This is a genomic window from Paraburkholderia nodosa DSM 21604, assembly GCF_000519185.1.
Classification (GTDB): domain Bacteria; phylum Pseudomonadota; class Gammaproteobacteria; order Burkholderiales; family Burkholderiaceae; genus Paraburkholderia; species Paraburkholderia nodosa.
Genome location: NZ_JAFA01000019.1, coordinates 114584 through 132048 on the forward strand (window position 1 = coordinate 114584; position 17465 = coordinate 132048).

The window sequence follows — 17465 nt, forward strand, 5'->3', positions numbered from 1 at the left end:
CATGTGTGGGGGATGAATGCGCGATTATCGCATCCGGTGCGCCGGCGGCATCCCGAAACGTCATCCTGAAACGAAACGAGGCGGCCCGCAGACCGCCTCGCATGAGGAACCACAACGAACGCCGCGAAGCTCAGCGCGCCGCGTCCCCCAGCGGATACCCCTTGCCCGCGAGGCGCCGCGCGATGCGCACGAGCGCAAACCACTGCTGCGCGAGCAGGCCTTCGCCATAGTTCGCGCCTCGGCCATTCGGCGCGGGCAACTGGTCGCGAATGCCGGTAGGCTCATGTTCCTTGTTCCACGACGCCGTGCGGAACATCACGTCCCACCACGGAAACACCACGCCGAAGTTGCAGCCGTAGCGCGTGCCTTCGTGGCCGTAGCCCACCGCGTGGTGGCGGCGATGGAAGGCCGGGCTCACGACGATGCGCTCGAGCAGCCAGCCGAACGGCAGCCGTGCGTTGACGTGCTGCACGCTCTGCATGAAGTTGCCCACCGCGACGAGCACAACATACTGTGAGGGCTGCACGCCGATGAAGAGCGACAAGGCCGCGAAGAACGCCGCGTTGATGATGTCGTCGAGGAAGTGGTTGCGGTCGTCGCACCACAACGACATCTGCTGCTGGCTGTGGTGAACCGCGTGCAGTTCCCACCAGACGCCGAAGCGATGCTGCCAGCGGTGATACCAGTACCCCGCAAAGTCGAGCACGACGAAGTAGATCAGGAACGAGACGATCGGCTTGTCGGTGACGCCGGGCCAGAGGCTATCCACGTCGATGTTCGGCACGCTGTAGATCGCCATCAGGCTCTGCCAGTGATTGAACAATGGCGTGAGCAGAAAGAAGAACGCGATGTTCAGAATGCCGAGTTTCGCGATCCACGTGTACCAGACGTCGGCGCGCAGCGCGCGGCGATTGCCCCAGTCTTCCGCGGGCCGCAGCGCTTCGAGCGGGCGCAGCAGCACATACGAGGCGCAGATCTGCAGCACGCCGACGATCACCCAGTAGAGCGCGTCATAGGTGTCCTCGTCGTAGCCCATCAGGCCGACCTTGTAGAAGATCGGCTGCACCACGTCCACGTAGACGAGCGTCTGCAGCCACGAAACGAGGTTGTCGGCCTGCGAAATCAGCGTATCGAGCATCGGGACTCCCCAATCAATCCGGGTTCGGCGCGTATACCGGCGCGCTGTTCGCGAAGTAGATGCCGTGCGGCGAGCGGCCCACTGCGATCGTATCGATCAGCTTGCGCGTGTTCAGGTCGATGATGCCCACATGCTTCGCGAAACGGAACGTCACCCAAAGGTAACGCTTGTCCGCCGAAAGTTCCATGTCGTCGGGACCTGGGCGCAGGCCCGTGATGTCGGCGACTTTCGTGAGCGTCGTGTAGTCGAGAATGCTGATCGTGCTCTCCACGCGATTCGACACGGCGATATGTTTGCCATCGTCCAGGTTGCGGAAGTTATGCGCGCCGCGGCCGGTCTGGATCTTTTTCACGACCGTGCGGTTGTGCCAGTCCACCACGGCCACGTTGTCCTCGCCCGTCATGCCCACCAGCAGGTACTTGTCGCCCGGGGTCATCCACAGGCCGGCGGGCGTGTTGCCCACTGGCAGCTTCCAGAGCACCGTTTGCGTCGGCAGGTCGATGGCGGCCACTTCGCCCGTGTCCTGCAGCGTGACGAACGCCGTCTTGTTGTCGGAGGCGAACGTGATGTGGCTCGGCGTTTTCCCGAGCGGAATGCGCTTGGCGATCGTGAGGTTCTGGCCGTCGTAGTGATAGACGTCCACGCGGTCGAGCCGCAGGCCCGCGGTCACGAACCATTTGTGGTCGGGCGAGAAGCCAAGCTGATACGGATCTTCAATGCCTTCGAGGCGGCGCTGTATCTGCCCCGTATGCGGGTCGAGGAACAGCAGGTCGTTCGACACCGAATCGGCGACGATGAGGGACTTGCCATCGGGCGTGATCATCAGGTGATGCGGTTCCTTGCCCGTGGGCTCGGTGCCGACCACCGTGCGGCTTGCCTGGTCGATGAGCGTGAGCTTCGCCTCGCCCGAGTCGAGCACGATGACCTTGTCGTCGGCGTGGGCGAGCGTGCCCCATGCGAGGCCGCTCATCAGCAGCGCAGTCGCGAGCGTTTTTTTCATGTGAGCCGGTGTAAACGAAAAGATCGGGAATTCAGGCATTTCGTAAGGGAAAGAGAGCAGCGAAGGCGCGCCGCGCCGGTTTGTGCTGAGATAGTGCCAAGGCAGGCGCGCGGATTGCCTGCTTAACGCGTGAGGGCCCGATTCCGATGACGCACTTTCAACGTATTCGCAAATGTTCGATGCGTGCCATAGGGCGATGGGCTGCGCCTACAGACCCCGGATTGCGCGAGAAGTTGCATGGATCATCGGACCCGCGATGACGAGGCGCAGCGCGCCCCCGACGGCCTCACCCGCAACACGGCCGCCGCGGTGCGCGAAGCGCTCGAAGGACGCCGCCGCGGCGTCGCCCTTCTGCTGCCGCTCGCGGGTCCGGCCGTGGTCGTCTCGGTGGCCTATATCGACCCCGGCAATATCGCGACCAACATCCAGGCCGGTGCCCGCTACGGCTACGCGCTGCTATGGGTCGTGCTGCTCGCCAACGTCATCGCCATGCTGTTTCAGGGGCTTTCCGCGAAACTCGGCATCGCCACCGGGCGCAATCTCGCCGAACTGTGCCGCGACAGCCTGCCCGCGCCGCTCGTGTGGCTCATGTGGATCGTGAGCGAGATCGCGGCCATGGCCACCGATCTCGCCGAATTCCTCGGCGGCGCGATCGGCCTTGCGCTGCTCTTTCATTTGCCGCTGCTCGCCGGCATGGCGGTGACAGCCATCGTGACCTACGCGCTGCTGTTTCTCGAACGCGCGGGCTTCCGGCCGCTCGAACTGCTGATCGGCGCGCTCGTGGGCGTGATCGGCATTTGCTATGTTCTGGAGCTTTTCATTACGCCGATCGAGTGGCAGAGCGTGCTGCGCCACCTCGCCACGCCGCGCCTGCCCGACGCGCAAGCCGTGACGATCGCGGTGGGCATCATTGGCGCAACGGTCATGCCGCATGCACTCTTTCTGCACTCGGGGCTCACCCAGGCGCGGGTGCTCGCGCGCAACGACGCCGAGCGCAAACGCCTCGTGAAGTTTTCTAACGTCGAGGTCGTGGTCGCGCTTACGGTGGCCGGGCTCATCAACATGGCGATGGTGGTCATGGCCTCCGGCGCGTTCCACCAGGGCTACGCGGATGTCGCCGAAATCGAGACCGCCTACCGCACGCTCGCGCCGCTGCTGGGCGCGGCGGCCGCCAGCATCTTCCTCGTCTCGCTGATCGCCTCGGGCATTTCGAGTTCGGTGGTCGGCACGCTCGCGGGGCAGATGATCATGCAGGGCTTCGTGAACTTCCGCATTCCGCTGTGGCTGCGCCGCGCGCTGACGATGGTGCCGAGTTTCATCGTGGTGGCGCTGGGCGTGAACGCCACCGACGCGCTCGTCATGAGCCAGGTCGTGCTGAGCCTCGCGTTGCCGGTCCCGATGGCCGCGCTCGTGTGGTTCACGTGCCGCCGCGACGTGATGGGGCCTCATCGCAATCGCACACTCACGGCGGCAGGGGCCGTGGCGGGCGCGTTCGCGGTGCTCTCGCTCAATGTCGTGCTGGTGCTCACGACGTTCGGCGTGGCGGTGCCGGGGCTCGGGTAAAGATCAGCGCAATGCCAGTCGATGCATGGATGAACGGCCGGTCGGTTTATCGCCGAAGAAGTCGCGCGCAACGCCTCGTTCGCGCCATGCGTGCAAACTCGCGCGAAACCATGCACCATTAGCGTTTTCGCCGCGCCCCGCTCTTGCGACGGGTGCGGGTTTTGCAACCGCGCGCTAGCGGTCGTGCTCAACAACGTTGCCCACGCGCGCGTCACCTCCGACCTGCCATGACGAATCAGCCTGCCCAAGCCTTGCCCGAACAGCCCGTCGACATGATTATTTTCGGCGGCGGAGGCGACCTGGCCGCGCGCAAACTACTGCCCGCGCTCTACATGGCGCACCTGCACGGCAACCTGCCGCCGGAAACGCGCATCATCGCCGTGGGCCGCAAGAACTGGACGATCGACGACTATCGCAAGTTCATGGAAGAGCAGTCGCGTCCGTTCATCGACGCGAAAGCGTTCGACGCGCAAGCGTGGGACCGCTATCTGAACCTGTTCCAGTACGTGATCATCGACGTGAACGATCCCGTCAATTACGCGAACCTGAAGGCGGCGTCGCGCGAGCATGCGCTGCGCGTGTTCTATCTCTCGACTTCGCCGGAACTGTTCACGACGATTTGCGACAACCTCACGGCGGGCGGTCTGATCGACGGCAGCTCGCGCGTGGTGCTCGAAAAGCCGCTCGGCCACGACCTCGCCTCGGCGCAGGACATCAACGAGTCGGTGGGCCGGCATTTCGCCGAATCGCAGATCTACCGGATCGACCACTATCTGGGCAAGGAAACGGTGCAGAACCTGATGGTGCTGCGCTTCGGCAATCCGATCTTCGGGCCGCTGTGGCAGGCGCCGTACATCCGCAGCGTGCAGATCACGGTGGCGGAAACGGTGGGCGTGGGCAGCCGCGCGGGCTTCTACGATCACACGGGCGCGCTGCGCGACATGGTCCAGAACCACTTGCTGCAACTGCTGTGCATCGTGGCGATGGAGCCGCCCGTCTCGCTCGACCCGGACGCCGTGCGCGACGAGAAGCTCAAGGTGCTGCGCTCGCTGCGCCCGATGTCGCTCGCCGATATCGCGCGCGACACCGTGCGCGGCCAGTACGCGGCGGGCGCCGTGGACGGCCAGCCGGTGAAGGGTTATCTGCAGGAAGACAACGTGCCGCCCGACAGCAAGGCGGAAACGTTCGTGTCGCTGCGCGCGCACATCAACAACTGGCGCTGGGCCAACGTGCCGTTCTTCCTGCGCACGGGCAAGCGCATGCAGAACCGCCAGTCGGAAATCGTGATCGAATTCGCGGACCTGCCGTTCTCGATCTTCCCGAGCGGCCCGCGCCATTACGGCAACCGTCTCGTGATCCAGCTTCAGCCGGAAGAGTCGATCCAGCTGCAGATGCTCGCGAAGGAGCCGGGCAGCGGCATGAACATGCTGCCCGTGAGCCTGAATCTCGATCTGCAGCAGGCCATTCCCGAGCGCCGCGCCGAGGCCTATGAGCGCCTGCTGATCGACGTGATCCGCGGCCGCCTCACGCACTTCATGCGCCGCGACGAACTGGAAGCCGCATGGACGTGGGTCGAGCCGATTCTGAACGGCTGGAAGGAACTGAACGACCGCCCGCGCACTTACACGGCAGGCACGTTCGGGCCGGCGGCATCGTCGGCGCTGCTCGCGCGCGAAAACATGTCGTGGGCCGAAGAGATGTAATGTGAAGGACCGCGAGCGCCGCGCCGCATGCGGGGCGCTCGCAGCATGGCTTTACTGGTCGGCCGAATCAGGGCGAAAAAGGTCGAAGCCGGCGAACACGATCACACCGCTGAGTGCGATCAACGGCACCGAATGGCGCCCGAAAAAAAGAACCGCGGCCGCAAGCCAGGTTGAAAGACAGAAAGCGCCGATGCGCCGCATGATGCCACTCCCTACTCTTTAATGCCCTTCTGAAGCGTGGCTGCGCATAAGACGTGCCGCGCGCTTTCAGCCCACCACCACCCCACCATCAGCCCAACGTGGCCCGCGCCGTGCGCAGGCGCGAGACCGTATCCACGAACGCCTCCCCGCCGAGCGTGCGCTTCAGGCGGCTCGCGACCGTCGCGCTCGCGGCATTGAGCGCCTCGCGAATCGCCACGGCCTGCGCGGTGGGCACGATCGCCACTTCGCGGCCGTCGCCCTCCGTGCGCTGGCGCTCCACGTAGCCGCGCGCCTCCAGGCCGTCGAGCACGCGCGTGGCCGTGGGCCGCGCGATGGACAGCAGATCGGCCAGTTCGCGCTGCGGCAAACCGGGACGCTCCAGCACGGCGCGCAACATGAACCCCTGCGGCGGCGTTAGCTCGAAGCGCTCGAAGGCTTGCGCCCATTCGCGCTCGAGGCGCCGCGCGAGCGCCGTGGTGTTGAAATAAAGGCAATGATCGAACATGCGCACAGGGTAACCCAATATAGTTAGCTATGCAACGATATGCACCGAATGCACACGTCTGCCTGCTGACCAATCAAGCGCACAGCAGCAAAAATAGAACGACCGGACGAATTTATATCGCATCGGCTATGATGCGAAGACGCCGCAATCGCCTGGCTGAGTCCCGCCGTACACAACACTCACGGAGACATCGATGCAAATGCGCTGTTACTGCGTTATCCATCACGGCAAGCCGCTCGAACTGGTCGAGCGCGACGTGCCCGAGCCCAAAGGCACGGAGGTATTGCTGCGCGTGAAGGCCGCGGGCCTGTGCCATTCCGATCTGCACATCTGGGAAGGCTATTACGACCTGGGCGGCGGCAAGAAGCTCTCGCTCGCCGACCGCGGCATCAAGCTGCCGCTCACGCCGAGCCATGAAATCTGCGGCGAGGTCGTGGCGCTCGGCCCCGACGCGCAAGGCGCGCCGGAGGCGCTCGCGGCGGGCACGGCTGCAGTCGCGCATCCGTGGATCGGCTGCGGCGAATGCGCGGCCTGCCAGCGCAGCGAAGAAAATATCTGCGCGAAGCCACAGTCGCTCGGCGTGTTGCGTGACGGCGGCTTTGCCGATTACGTGATCGTGCCGCATCCGCGCTATCTCGTGGATCTCGCCGGCCTCGATCCCGTGAAGGCCGCGCCGCTCGCCTGCGCGGGCGTGACGACGTATTCGGCCGTGAAGAAGTTCGGCGCGCGCATCCACGAAGGCCCCGTCGTCGTGATCGGCGCGGGCGGCCTCGGCATGATGGCGCTCGAAGTGCTCAAGGCGATGGGCGCACAAGGCGCGATCGTCGTGGACGTGGACCCCGCCAAGCGCGAAGCCGCGCTGGCGGCGGGCGCGCTCGCAGCCATCGACGCGCGCGCGGACGACGCCGTGCAGCAGGTCATCGCGGCAACGGGCGGCGGCGCACGTGCGGTGCTCGACCTCGTGGGCGCAACACCCACTGTCAAGCTCGCGCTCGACTCCTGCGCACGCGGCGGCCACGTGGTGATCGTCGGGCTGATGGGCGGCGACCTCACGCTCTCGCTGCCCATCATCCCGATGCGGCCGCTGAAGATCGAGGGCAGCTACGTGGGCACACTGCCCGAGCTGCGCGAACTCGTGACGCTGATGCGCGAAGGCAAGATGCAGCCCTCGCCGGTCTCTGTGCGGCCGCTCACGGAAATCAACGAGGCGTTCGAAGCGCTCGTGCAGGGCCTGGTGGTCGGGCGGCAAATACTGGTGCCCTGATGCGCTTCATCGCGCGCGGCCCGGTCCGGCCGCGCGCGATGACGAATCGTTCGGAATTCGAATCAATCGGGGAGATCGGTTCACGGCGACGATCCCCCTTCTCCGCGCGCAAGCGCTTAAAACGCTTACGCGCCTATCCACGGCGCTCGCCCCGTTTTGCAAGCAATCTGCAAGCTTTTGCGGGCCGGATGCGCTTATTGCCCGAATAAGCGCACCGGATGCGCTCAATTCGCGCCGTTGACTGAGCACGAGCTGTCGTAATCTCGACACTGCCGCATTGTCCGTGTCGCCCACGCGCCGCCCCCCGTCTCTTACGATTTTCACTGTGACCATTTCGACGCCCCTCGCGCCCGCCCCCGACGACATCCTGCGCGAAGCCAATGCGCACTGCGAAGCGCACCGCTTCGCCGACGCGCTCGCGTTGCTCGAACCGCATGTCGGCGGCCAACCCGGGGCAACGGACGACGCCGCGCTCGCGCCGGCGCTCAATCTCGCGGCCCTGAGCGCGATGGGCACGGGCGACGCGGCGCGCGCCCAGGCGTTGTGGCAGCGCTGCCTCGCGGCAAAGCCCGACTTCGCGCAGGCGTACAGCGGCCTCGCCGCACTCTTTGCGGCGCTCGGCGTCCTCGATCAAGCCCAGGCGCTCTATGAACGGCTGCTGAGCCTCGCGCCCGCCGACGCCGACGCACGCAGCAACCTGGGCGTCGTCCTGCAGCGCCAGACGCGCCACGCCGAAGCGGAAGCTGCCTTTCGCGCCGTGCTCGCGGACTGCCCGGCTCACGCCGACGCCCACTACAACCTCGGCCTCCTGGTGCAGGGACAAGGCCGCCACGCAGAAGCCGAAAGCGCGTTTCGCGGCGCCATCGCCGCGAATGCGCGCCATGCGAAGGCGTACAACGCGCTGGGCACACTGCTGCGGGACCAGGCGCGCGGCGACGAAGCCGCCGAGGCCTTTCGCCAGGCCCTGCTGATCCACCCGCAGTATCCGGAAGCGCTCAACAATCTCGCCACACTGCTCAAGGCGTCCGGCAAGCTCACCGAAGCGGAACTCGCGGTTCGCCTCGCGCTGCAGATTCGCCCCAATTTCATCGATGCGCTGAACAACCTCGGTTGCGTGCTCACCGACCTCAAGCGCGTGCCCGAGGCGGAGGTGGCGTTTCGCCAGACGCTCGCACTCGCGCCGAACCACGCGGAAGCGCAGTACAACCTCGGCGTCGCGCTGCATACGCTCGAGCGGCTGCCCGAGGCCGAGGCGGCGTATCGCGAGACGCTGCGCCGCATGCCGGGCCGCGTCGAGGCCTATAACAATCTCGCCTGTGTGCTGATGGCGCTCGGGCGCCGCGCCGAAGCGCTCGAGGTGCTCCACGAAGCCGTGGCCGTGCGGCCCGATTTCGCCGAGGCGCACTTCAATCTCGCGAGCCTGCACAAGGAATACGGCCGGCTCGACGAAGCGGAGGCCGGCTACCGCCGAGCGCTCGACGCGAACCCGGAATACGGCGATGCGAAATTCCGTCTCGCCACGCTGCTCATCAGCATGGGCCGCTTCGAAGAAGGCTTCGCGCGCTACGAATGCCGCTACACCATGCCCGGCTTCGTGCATCACGCGACGCAGCGTCTGCTGCAATGTCCCGCCTGGCGGGGCGAACCGCTCGCCGGCAAAGCGCTGCTGCTGTGGCAGGAAGACGGCCTCGGCGACATGCTGCAATTCGGCCGCTATGCGCGCGTACTCAAGGCGCAGGGCGCGGCGCACATCGCCTTCGCCTGCCAGCCGCCCCTGCAGCGGCTCTTTCGCGGCGTGGACGGCATCGACGCCGTGCTCGGCCATGAAGCCGGCGCGGCGGCAGCCGGCCAGTTCGACTACTGGGCGAGCCCGATCAGCGTGCCGCACCGCCTGGGCACGACGATCGAGACGATCCCCGCGCCGCTCGTCCATACGCCCGAGCCCGCGCTCGTCGAGCACTGGGGCGCGCGCCTCGCCACGCTCGCGCCGGGCCCGCGCATCGGCATCGTCTGGAAGGGCAACCCGAAGCATTTCAACGACGCGCACCGCTCGCTGCCCTCGCTTGCCGCGCTCGCGCCGCTGTGGAACCTGCCGGGCGTGCAGTTCGTAAGCCTGCAAAAAGGACAGGGAGAAGACGAGGCGCAGAATCCGCCTGCGAGCCTGCCGCTGCTGCACCTCGGCAGCGACGTGCGCGATTTCGTCGATACCGCGGCGATCATCGCGCAGCTCGATCTCGTGATTTGCGTGGATACGTCCACGGCGCATCTGGTGGCGTCGCTCGGCAAGCCGTGCTGGGTGCTGCTGCCGCAGCACGACCTTGACTGGCGCTGGATGCACGAGCGCGAAGATTCGCCGTGGTACCCCGGCACGATGCGCCTGTTCCGCCAGCGCATGAACGAAGCGTGGAGCGCCGTTGTGGAGCGCGTGCGCACGGCGTGCGCGGAGCGCTTCGGGATTTGAAGATTCGCGGGATTTCGGGAGATGAGAGAGGCGCTCGCGCGCCTCAATCCCAGATGTTGCGGAACGCCACGGCGGCGATCACCGGCACGCACATCACGAGCGGAATGGCGAAGTACGGAATCTCCAGATCGACGACCCACTTGTAGACGATCCAGCCGATACCCAGCGCGAGCGTAAGCACGCCCACGAGCGCCGTGAGGGTGTTCAGCAGCCACGTGGGCGGCTGCTTGCGCGCGGGTTTATTCTCGGGTGACGGGTTCATGGCGGCGGTGGCGAAAAGCGAAAACGTCTCGATCCGGACTTCGGGTGATGGGTATTTTACCCCGCCGCGCGCCTTCAGCCTAAGCCCATCGCAGCCGCGCCTTTACCTCCCAGGTAATCGATTCCCGGCCCGGCGCGCCCTATTCTCGCAAGCGTGGACCCACCCTTTCACGCTCACGAGACCTGCCATGTCCGCCTACGCCATTGCCCATCTGCGCGACGTCGAACCTTGCCGCGCCATCGTCGAATATCTGGAGAAGATCGACGCCACGCTCGCCCCTTTCGGCGGCCGCTTCATCATTCACGGAGGACGCGTGGAGCGGCTCGAGGGCAAGTTCTCCGGCGACCTCATCATGATCGAATTCGCGAGCCGCGAGATCGCGCGCGCGTGGTATCGCTCGAGCGCCTATCAGGCGATCCTGCCGCTGCGCGCGGAGCACTCGCGCGGTGAAGTGTTCCTGATCGATCAAGTCGAGATGCCGCATCGCGCGACCGACGTGCTGCGTCCGGCTCACGAACACGGCTCCGCAAAGTGAAAGCATTTCGTTAGCTGGCCACCGGCAGCGAATGCTTTTCGTGCACCACGTTTGCAAAGGAAATTCATCGCCTGCAAACGTTTTCGTGCGTTTCACAATTCTTTCTTCATCGACGGCGAAACTGTGCGCGACCCATCCCCACAGAACGGATGCGCCCATGAGAATACGCCTTCCCAACCGCGTGTCGACGACCCTGTCGACCGCGGCGATCGTTGTACTCGCAACCATCATGCTCGATGCATGCGGCCCGGGCTACGGCTCGTCGGCGGCTTCGTCGACGCCGGATACACCGGAAAGCCAGAGCGCCGCAACGCAATCGCAATCGCCATTGGCGAATAGCGCGCGGATAATGCCGCTGCCGACGCCCGACACGAACGCGTCGGCGAACGCCTCAACGAACACGTCGACAAGCACTTCGACGAACCCGAGCGCCATACCCGCTTATGGCGCGAACGCGGCCACCGCCGCGAACACCGCGAGCGACCCCGTGCAAGGCGCACAGGCCAGCCTCGCCGCCGACAGCGACCAGATCACGCCGGTCCTGAGCTACGCGCCTGGCGACAGCGCGCAGACCCAGGCCAGCAACGGCAACGATTCCAGCAGTCCCGCAACATCCAGCCATTGAAGCATTGCACCTGCGTGCCCTTGTGCGAGTACGCCGTCGGGCACGACACTCCAACCCCAAGCAGAAAGGTGAGCAACAATGACGTCAAACAGCCGTCGCCGTTTCCTGCAGACCGTCGCGCAATCGGGCGCCGCCGCCGCAGCGATGACCGTTCTTCCCGAGTCGATCCGCAATGCGCTGGCCATTCCGGCCAATTCGCGCACGGGCACGATCCGCGATGTCGAGCATATCGTCGTGTTCATGCAGGAGAACCGTTCGTTCGACCACTACCTCGGCCATATGCGCGGCGTGCGCGGCTATAACGACCGCCTGCCCATTGCGCTGCCGGGCGGCCTGCCGGTGTGGTATCAGCCGTCGAAGGAAGACGCCACGAAGCCTGTGCTGCCGTTCCACCTCGACACGTTCAAGACGAGCGCGCAATGCGTGGGCGACCTCGACCACTCGTGGTACCCGACGCAGTACGCGATCAACAACGGTCTGTACAACCAGTGGCCGCAGTACAAGACCGACATGACGATGGGCTATTACCTGCGCGCGGACATTCCGTTCCACTACGCGCTGGCCGACGCCTTCACGGTGTGCGACAACTACTTCTGCTCGCTGCCTGGCCCGACGCACCCGAACCGCTCGTATCTGATGACCGGCATGGTCGATCCGACCGGCACGATGGGCGGCCCGCTGCTCGACAACAACGACTTCGTGGACGGCGACGTGCCGCCCACGTATCAACTGCTTTCGTGGACGACCTACCCCGAGCGCCTGCAGGCCGCCGGCATCTCCTGGCAGATCTACCAGCAGGGCACGAACGGCAGCGACCCGCTGAACGGCAACTACGGCACGAACATCCTGCAGAACTTCGCGAACTTCATCAACGCGCAGCCCGGCTCGGCGCTCTACCAGCGCGCGCAAACGGTGCGCACCATCGCCGACCTGAAAAATGATGTACTCCAGAACAATTTGCCGCAAGTCTCGTGGCTGCTGCCGCCGGCGGCGTTCTCGGAGCACCCGAAGTACACGCCGGCCTACGGCGCGGAATACACCTCGCAGATCATCGAAGCGCTGACGTCGAACCCCGACGTGTGGAGCAAGACCGTGCTCTTCATCATGTATGACGAGAACGATGGCTTCTTCGACCATATCGTGCCGCCGCAGCCGCCCACGACGTCCACGCAGGGCAAGTCGACGGTGAGCGTGGACGGCGAGATCCACAACGTGGTCAACCCGCTGCGCGGCGGCAAGTACACCGCCGACGGCCTGCCCTACGGCCTCGGACCGCGCGTGCCGATGACGGTGGTCTCGCCGTGGACCAAGGGCGGCTTCGTCTGCTCGCAGGTGTTCGATCACACTTCGGTGATCCGCTTCATCGAGGCGCGTTTCGGCGTGCAGGAGCCCAACATCACGGCGTGGCGCCGCGCGGTGTGCGGCGACCTCACCACGTGCTTCGACTTCCGCACGCCCGACGCCACGATGCCCGCGCTGCCCGACACGAGCAACTACATGACGCTCGCCGACAACCAGTGCTCGGCCAACTCGGCGCCCACGGTGCCGGCCACGCCACTGCCGATCGACGCGCAGGAGCCCGGCGTGCGCTACGCACGCGCGCTGCCCTACGAGCTTCATGTGAACGCGAAGCCCGAAGCGCAGAGCAACACACTGTCGATCACGTTCGCGAACAAGGGCCGCCAGGGCGCGCACTTCTACGTGTACGGCACGAACCGCAGTGACGGGCCGTGGCGCTATACGGTCGAAGCGGGCAAGTCCCTCGACGACACATGGGATCTGAGCGTGACGAACGGCGTCTATGCGTTCGAGGTGCATGGCCCGAACGGCTTCTTGCGCCGCTTTGCGGGTACGGCCGCGCAATCGGGTCCGGGCAAATCGGGCCGCGCACCGGCTCCGGCCGTGACTGCGCACTACGACGTGGCCAACGGCAACCTCTTCCTCAGGTTCTCGAATGCGGGCAGCAGCGTCGCGCACCTGAACGTGAGCGACAACGCCTATGGCGCGCACGAGCGCAACGTGGTCGTGCCGGCCGGCGCGCAAGTCGACGAAGTCTGGGTCCTCGCGTCGAGCCATCACTGGTACGACCTCACGGTCACGAGCCGCGACGACGCGACGTACGCCTGGCGCTTCGCCGGACACATCGAGAACGGCCGGCCGAGCATCAGCGACCCTGCGGCCGTTGCGCCGGTCACGAAGCTGAGCTGAGCCCGACGCGAGACATAGCCTGACGATTCCTTTTCTGTTTCCCTGGATGCGGCGCCTTCGGGCGCCGCTTTTTTTTGCCTTTGCGCAGAGGATCCGTTCCTTCTCATAGTGTGGGTTAAAAAGGGCCAACGCACCCTTCGCAATGGCACGCCCTGCAGCATCTGCGATCCAGTGGCACAATGGGCGCTCCGCATTTTCCGGCGCCCGCTTGGCGCGCATTGCCGTGCGCGCGGCGAGAGCCTGTCGTTGAACCGTTGAAAAGGATCGTCCCATCATGAGTTCCAGCGTGAAGCCCTATCCCAACACCCAGATCTACATCGACGGCGCATGGCGCGCCGGCGCGAAGACGATTGCTGTGATCGACCCTGCGACCGAAGCGGAAATCGGCCGCCTGAGCCTCGCCAGCGAGCAGGACCTTTCGGACGCGGCCACCGCCGCCGAGCGCGCCTTCCGCGAATGGCGCAAGGTCTCGCCGCTCGAGCGCAGCAAGCTCATGCGCCGCGCCGCGCAACTGCTGCGCGATCGCGCAGACGACATCGCCGCGATCATGACGCGCGAGCAGGGCAAGCCGTTTGGCGAAGCGAAGCTCGAAACGCTAGCGGGCGGCGACACGATCGACTGGTTCGCCGAAGAAGGCCGCCGCACCTATGGCCGCGTGATTCCCTCGCGTTCGGACGCCGTTCGCCAGATCGTCACGCGCGAGCCGGTGGGTCCGGTCGCCGCGTTCACGCCCTGGAACTTCCCGCTCAACCAGGCCGTGCGCAAGGTGTCGGCCGCGCTCGCCTCGGGCTGTACCGTCGTGCTCAAGGGACCGGAAGAAACGCCGGCCAGCTGCGCCGAACTCGTGAAGGTGTTCGCCGACGCGGGCCTGCCCGCAGGCGTGCTGAACCTCGTGTTCGGCGTGCCTTCGGAAGTGTCGTCGTACCTGATCGCGCATCCGGCGATCCGCAAGATCTCGTTCACGGGCTCGACGCCGGTGGGCAAGCTGCTCGCCTCGAAGGCCGGCGAGCACATGAAGCGCGCCACGATGGAGCTGGGCGGCCATGCCCCCGCCATCGTGTTCGCCGACGCCGACGTGCCGCGCGCCGCCAGGCTGCTCGCGAGCGCGAAGTTCCGCAACGCGGGCCAAGTGTGCATCTCGCCCACGCGCTTCATGGTGGAAGACGCCGCGTACGACGAGTTCGTCGAGCACTTCGTTGCGACGACGCGCGCGATCAAGGTGGGCAACGGTCTCGAAGACGGCGTGCAGATGGGCCCGCTCGCGAACGACCGCCGCCTCGCCGCAATGGAACGTCTCGTGGCCGACGCGCGCGAACAGGGCGCGAAGGTGCTGACGGGCGGCGAGCGCGTGGGCCGCGAAGGCTACTTCTTCGCACCGACCGTGCTCACCGACGTGCCGCTCTCCGCGCGCATCATGAACGAAGAGCCGTTTGGCCCGATCGCGCCGGTCTCGCGTTTCTCGAGCTACAAGGACGCGATCGTCGAAGCGAACCGTCTGCCGTACGGTCTCGCCGCGTATGCCTACACGCGTTCGAGTGCGACTTCGGCCGCACTCTCCGACGACGTGGAAACCGGCATGCTGTCGATCAACCATCACGGCCTCGCCCTGCCGGAAACGCCGTTCGGCGGCGTGAAGGACTCGGGTTACGGCTCGGAAGGCGGCAGCGAGGCGATGGAAGCCTATCTCGTCACGAAGTTCGTTTCCGAGCATCGTTGATCGCTGCACGCTGAAAACGCACGCGCTTTCCCGGCTTACGGTCCGGGAAGCGCACGCGGATACTGCGGCAAGCCGTCCGCGAGTTGCACCCAGGCCAGCTTTTGCGAGGTCCAGCTATGATTGTCGGGCGGCGCGTCGTCGGGGCGATCGAGCGTGCCTGTCGCAACGTCGATCTCGCCCGCGAACGCCGCATGCCGGTAGGTGAGCGGCGTGCCGCAATCGGCGCAGAACGCGCGCTCGACGCACGGACTCGACGCATGCGTTTTGGTTGCACCCGCAACGAGCCGGAACGCACTCCACGGCACGCTGAGCCAGCCGACGAACGGCGCACCCGTTGCGCGCCGGCAATCCACGCAATGGCATACCGTGCTGCCAACCGGCGCAGCCGAAATCTGGTAGCGGACCTTGCCGCATAAACAGCCGCCAGTCAGCATCGCTCTCTCCTTCGCGCATGTGTTCTGGTCAACGCTTTCAGTGCTGTAAACCCGCGCACCCGAGCATCGTTGCACGATTTCCCTTCGCGCATGGAATAAAACGCAGTGACGTGTTGTTGACGCCAGTAACGGCCCTCGGGCCATCGACCGGATCCATCATGCACACACTCGCATACTTTTCGCTTTCGAATGCGTTGCAGCGCGCGCGCACCGGAGCCCGCGCGTGAACCGCGCCTCGATCTGCGTGCCATGCCGGCTCGCGGCCATTGCGGCGGTGGTGGGTTGCGCTGGCGCGGCATTTGCATGGACGGCCGGCTGGCTCACGCCAAAGCGCATCACCGCGCCGCATATCATCAATACGTTCGAGTCGAACTACGGCATCCATACGGGCTATCGGCGCAATCACGCCAAGGGGCTCTGCGTGGAAGGCTGGTTCGAAAGCAACGGCAACGGCGAGCAGGTCTCGCGCGCGGCGGTGTTCGCACCCGGACGCACGCCCGTGATTGGACGCTTCGCCATTCCCGGCAGCAACCCTGGCGCGCCGGACGCGAGCACGCCCGTGCGCAGCATGGCGCTGCTGTTCCAGTTGCAGGACGGCGAGCAGTGGCGCACCGGCATGAATTCCGTACCGATCTTCGTCGTTCGCACCCCGAAGCAGTTCTATAGCCAGCTGGTCGCCTCGAAACCGGATCCGTCGACGGGCAAGCCCGACCCCGCGAAGCTCGCCGCCTTCTTCCAGGCGAACCCGGAAACGCTGCCGTTCCGCCAGTGGCTGAAGGCGCACCCGCCCTCCTCCAGTTTCGCGAATACGGCGTTCTACAGCGTCAACGCGTTCATCGCGACCGATGCCGCCGGCAACCAGCATGCCGTGCGCTGGCAGACCGTGCCCGAAGTGGCTTATGCACCGCAAACGCCGGCAGAAAAAGCCGATCCGAACTTCCTCGCCGACGACTTCACCACGCGTTTCGCCGGCGGGCCCTCAGCGACCCCGTTACGCTGGCATCTGGTGCTCACGGTCGCAGCACCCGGCGACCCCACGAACGACGCCACGCAGTCATGGCCCGCGGACCGCCAGCAGATCGACGCCGGCACCCTCGTCTTGCAGCGCGCCGAACCGCAAGCGAACGGCATGTGCCGCGACGTGAACTACGATCCGACCATCCTGCCCAACGGCCTGAAGCCTTCGGACGACCCCTTGCTCGCCGCCCGTTCGGCAGCGTATGCCGTTTCGTTCAATCGACGCACGCGTGAAGAAGCCAACCTCGCGCAAACGCATGGAGGCGCGCAGCCATGAAACAACCGGGCCAACACTTCAGCGCACTCCAGCGCCTCCTGCATTGGTCGATGGCAGTCCTGATCGTCACGATGCTGTTCGTCGGCGTGGGGATGGTCTCGACCGTCTCGCGGCTGCATGACACCCTGCTCGCGCTCCACCGCCCGTTAGGTATCGCGCTGCTCGCGCTCGTGCTCCTGCGCCTGGCCGTGCGGCTCGCGCGCGGCGCGCCGCCCTTGCCCGCCGATCTGCCCATCTGGCAGCGCCTCGGCGCGCACGCCTCGCATCTCGTGCTCTATGCGTTGATGATCGCCATGCCGCTGATCGGCTGGTCCATGCTATCGGCGGGCGGCTATCCCATCGTGATGTTCGGCGGCGTGCACCTGCCGCCGATCGTGCCGCATGACGTCACGCTCTATGCATGGCTGCGCGCCGCGCATACGTGGCTTGCCATGGCGCTCTATGCGACCGTGCTGTTGCATCTGGGCGCTGCGCTCTTTCACGCGCTCATTCGCCGTGACGGCGTGCTCGCCAGCATGGCGCGCGGCGCGGCACGCGGTTGACGCAAGGTTCCTG

At 65.8% G+C, this 17465-nt stretch carries 16 protein-coding genes; 10 read left to right on the forward strand and 6 right to left on the reverse strand.

Annotated features, from left to right (window positions below):
- Positions 1-130: 130 nt before the first annotated feature.
- Together A3CW_RS0125700 and A3CW_RS0125705 are read right to left on the reverse strand one after the other, a co-directional pair.
- Positions 131-1138, reverse strand: coding sequence for a sterol desaturase family protein (locus A3CW_RS0125700; protein ID WP_028206120.1), 1008 nt, complete (start codon positions 1136-1138; stop codon positions 131-133).
- Positions 1139-1151: 13 nt separating this feature from the next.
- Positions 1152-2138 carry a YVTN family beta-propeller repeat protein gene (locus A3CW_RS0125705; RefSeq protein ID WP_028206121.1) on the reverse strand — a complete coding sequence of 329 codons (987 nt, stop codon included), beginning with the start codon at positions 2136-2138 and terminating at the stop codon, positions 1152-1154.
- A gap of 237 nt (positions 2139-2375) precedes the next feature.
- On the opposite strand from A3CW_RS0125705, the gene A3CW_RS0125710 reads away from it, so the two are divergent.
- On the forward strand, positions 2376-3701 hold the full coding sequence (locus A3CW_RS0125710; protein ID WP_028206122.1) for an Nramp family divalent metal transporter: 1326 nt from the start codon (positions 2376-2378) through the stop codon (positions 3699-3701).
- Positions 3702-3928: 227 nt separating this feature from the next.
- Positions 3929-5404 (forward strand): glucose-6-phosphate dehydrogenase, encoded by a 1476-nt coding sequence (gene zwf, locus A3CW_RS0125715; RefSeq protein ID WP_028206123.1) that lies wholly within the window; start codon positions 3929-3931, stop codon positions 5402-5404.
- A 51-nt stretch (positions 5405-5455) separates the two neighbouring features.
- Here zwf and A3CW_RS53400 read toward each other — a convergent pair whose 3' ends face one another.
- Both A3CW_RS53400 and A3CW_RS0125725 read right to left on the reverse strand, forming a co-directional pair.
- Complete coding sequence (locus A3CW_RS53400) at positions 5456-5605, reverse strand: hypothetical protein (protein ID WP_028206124.1); 150 nt, start codon at positions 5603-5605, stop codon at positions 5456-5458.
- A gap of 88 nt (positions 5606-5693) precedes the next feature.
- Positions 5694-6110, reverse strand: a complete 417-nt coding sequence (locus tag A3CW_RS0125725) for a MarR family winged helix-turn-helix transcriptional regulator (RefSeq protein ID WP_028206125.1) — start codon at positions 6108-6110, stop codon at positions 5694-5696.
- 199 nt (positions 6111-6309) lie between these two features.
- Between A3CW_RS0125725 and A3CW_RS0125730 the strand changes: the two genes are divergently transcribed.
- On the forward strand, positions 6310-7374 hold the full coding sequence (locus tag A3CW_RS0125730; protein WP_028206126.1) for an alcohol dehydrogenase: 1065 nt from the start codon (positions 6310-6312) through the stop codon (positions 7372-7374).
- Positions 7375-7699: 325 nt separating this feature from the next.
- Positions 7700-9835 (forward strand): tetratricopeptide repeat protein, encoded by a 2136-nt coding sequence (locus A3CW_RS0125735; protein WP_028206127.1) that lies wholly within the window; start codon positions 7700-7702, stop codon positions 9833-9835.
- Between the two features lie 43 nt (positions 9836-9878).
- Here the strand turns inward: A3CW_RS0125735 and A3CW_RS0125740 are convergent, their stop codons facing one another.
- Positions 9879-10097 (reverse strand): hypothetical protein, encoded by a 219-nt coding sequence (locus A3CW_RS0125740; protein WP_028206128.1) that lies wholly within the window; start codon positions 10095-10097, stop codon positions 9879-9881.
- 187 nt (positions 10098-10284) lie between these two features.
- Between A3CW_RS0125740 and A3CW_RS0125745 the strand changes: the two genes are divergently transcribed.
- The 4 genes from A3CW_RS0125745 to A3CW_RS0125760 all read left to right on the forward strand — a co-directional run bounded on the left by A3CW_RS0125745 (position 10285) and on the right by A3CW_RS0125760 (position 15182).
- Positions 10285-10632, forward strand: coding sequence for a DUF1330 domain-containing protein (locus tag A3CW_RS0125745; RefSeq protein ID WP_028206129.1), 348 nt, complete (start codon positions 10285-10287; stop codon positions 10630-10632).
- A gap of 157 nt (positions 10633-10789) precedes the next feature.
- The gene (locus A3CW_RS47640; RefSeq protein ID WP_063750868.1) at positions 10790-11257 is read left to right on the forward strand and encodes a hypothetical protein; all 468 of its coding nucleotides are present in this window, start codon (positions 10790-10792) and stop codon (positions 11255-11257) included.
- A 78-nt stretch (positions 11258-11335) separates the two neighbouring features.
- Positions 11336-13465: a phosphocholine-specific phospholipase C gene (locus A3CW_RS0125755; protein ID WP_028206130.1), complete on the forward strand. Its 2130-nt coding sequence runs from the start codon at positions 11336-11338 to the stop codon at positions 13463-13465.
- 274 nt (positions 13466-13739) lie between these two features.
- Complete coding sequence (locus tag A3CW_RS0125760; protein WP_028206131.1) at positions 13740-15182, forward strand: NAD-dependent succinate-semialdehyde dehydrogenase; 1443 nt, start codon at positions 13740-13742, stop codon at positions 15180-15182.
- A 35-nt stretch (positions 15183-15217) separates the two neighbouring features.
- On the opposite strand, the gene A3CW_RS0125765 is transcribed toward A3CW_RS0125760, so the two are convergent.
- Positions 15218-15616: a GFA family protein gene (locus tag A3CW_RS0125765; RefSeq protein ID WP_028206132.1), complete on the reverse strand. Its 399-nt coding sequence runs from the start codon at positions 15614-15616 to the stop codon at positions 15218-15220.
- A 223-nt stretch (positions 15617-15839) separates the two neighbouring features.
- Here A3CW_RS0125765 and A3CW_RS0125770 point away from each other — a divergent pair, with 223 nt between their 5' ends.
- Both A3CW_RS0125770 and A3CW_RS0125775 read left to right on the forward strand, forming a co-directional pair.
- Positions 15840-16910, forward strand: coding sequence for a catalase family peroxidase (locus tag A3CW_RS0125770; protein ID WP_028206133.1), 1071 nt, complete (start codon positions 15840-15842; stop codon positions 16908-16910).
- Positions 16907-17452 (forward strand): cytochrome b, encoded by a 546-nt coding sequence (locus A3CW_RS0125775; protein ID WP_028206134.1) that lies wholly within the window; start codon positions 16907-16909, stop codon positions 17450-17452. The genes A3CW_RS0125770 and A3CW_RS0125775 overlap by 4 nt, the downstream gene beginning before the upstream one ends.
- The last annotated feature ends 13 nt before the right edge of the window (positions 17453-17465 follow it).